We start from the raw sequence: 1,452 nt of genomic DNA on the forward strand, positions 1-1,452 counted from the left end.
TCCGAGCAGATCAGCGCCACGTCCGAGGAACTCGCCGCACAGGCCGACGAGCTCCAGGCCAGCATCGCCTATTTCCGCACCGACATGGATGCCCGAAGCCATCGCCGTGCACCGGTGCCGGCGCCGCGTTCCAGCACAGCCGCACCGGCACCTGCCCGGCGCACCCCGCCCAAGCCCGCCGTCAAGACCAAGGCCAAGCCCAACTCGATCGCCGACCAGCAGGCGCGCGTGAACGGCTTCGCACTGGAAATGAACACCGGTGGCCCCGATGCAGCCGACTCCGACTTCGCGGAGCAGGCAGCGTGACCCTGAACCTCCCGCGCGACATGCGCACTACCCTGAACCGGAAGGACCGCTAAGATGCGAGCAACAATCAAGTTGAAGCTCGGCGTGACATTCGGCGTGTTGATCGCGCTGTTGATCGCCGTGGTTGGCGTCGCCAACTCCCGACTGAGCATTCTCAACCAGGCTACCACCGATGTGATCAACGGGCCGGCAAAGCGGCTCGAGGTCGCGCTGTCGGTGGACGGCAAGGTGAGCTACATCCTGCGCCAGGAAAAGAACATGGCGCTCACCGAGGATGAAGCGCTGACCCGCAAGTTCGACGGCGACCTGATGAAGGCACGCGCCGAAACCCAGGCGCTGATCGCCAAGGGCCTTTCGACCGCCACCGAGCAGGGCAAGCCGATCTGGATGCAGATCCAGGCCAAGTTCAACGAATATGTGCCGGTAAACGATCAGGTCCGCGCGCTGGCGCTGGCCAACAAGAATGCCGAGGCTGGCAGGCTTTCGATCACCCGCTCGCGCGAACTGGCCGGTTCGATTACCGAACTGGTGGGCCAGATCGTCGCGATCGCCCGGCAGCAGATGACCCAGGCCGACCAGGACACCAACGCCCTGTACGACAGTGCGAGCAAGACGCTCTATGCCGTTGCCGGCGTGGCGCTGCTGATCGCGGTCGGCGGCGCAGTCTGGATCGCCCGCATCGTTTCGACGGGTCTCGGCCGCGTGTCGGTGGCGGTCGGCGCGGTGGCGATCGGCGACCTCGAACAGGAAGTACAGATCAACTCGAACGACGAGATCAGGGATCTGGTCGACACCGTCAACGGCATGGTCGCCAATCTGCGCGTCAGCGCCAATCTGGCCGACAAGATCGCCGACGGCGACCTGACCGTGAACCACCAGCCGCTGTCCGACAAGGACATGCTGGGCCACGCGCTGGTCCGCATGGTCGATCGCCTGCGCGGTGTGGTCGGCGATGCCTCGGCCGCCTCCGAGAATGTCTCGTCCGGCAGCCAGCAGCTCTCGTCGAGCTCGGAACAGGTGTCGCAAGGCGCCACCGAGCAGGCGGCGGCCGCCGAACAGGCATCGGCCGCGATGGAAGAGATGGCGGCGAACATCAAGCAGAACGCCGATAATGCCGCCCAGACCGAGAAGATCGCCCGCCAGTCG

1 protein-coding gene and 1 pseudogene are annotated in these 1,452 nt (G+C 65.5%); both read left to right on the forward strand.

Going from position 1 to position 1,452, the window contains the following annotated elements:
• Positions 1-306, forward strand: a pseudogene (locus ACT53M_RS20105) (methyl-accepting chemotaxis protein); the annotation flags it as partial.
• A gap of 54 nt (positions 307-360) precedes the next feature.
• The coding region (locus ACT53M_RS20110) for an MCP four helix bundle domain-containing protein (protein WP_476235695.1) at positions 361-1,452 on the forward strand (1,092 nt) is incomplete at its 3' end.

The organism is Sphingomonas sp. DMC6 (assembly GCF_056314225.1).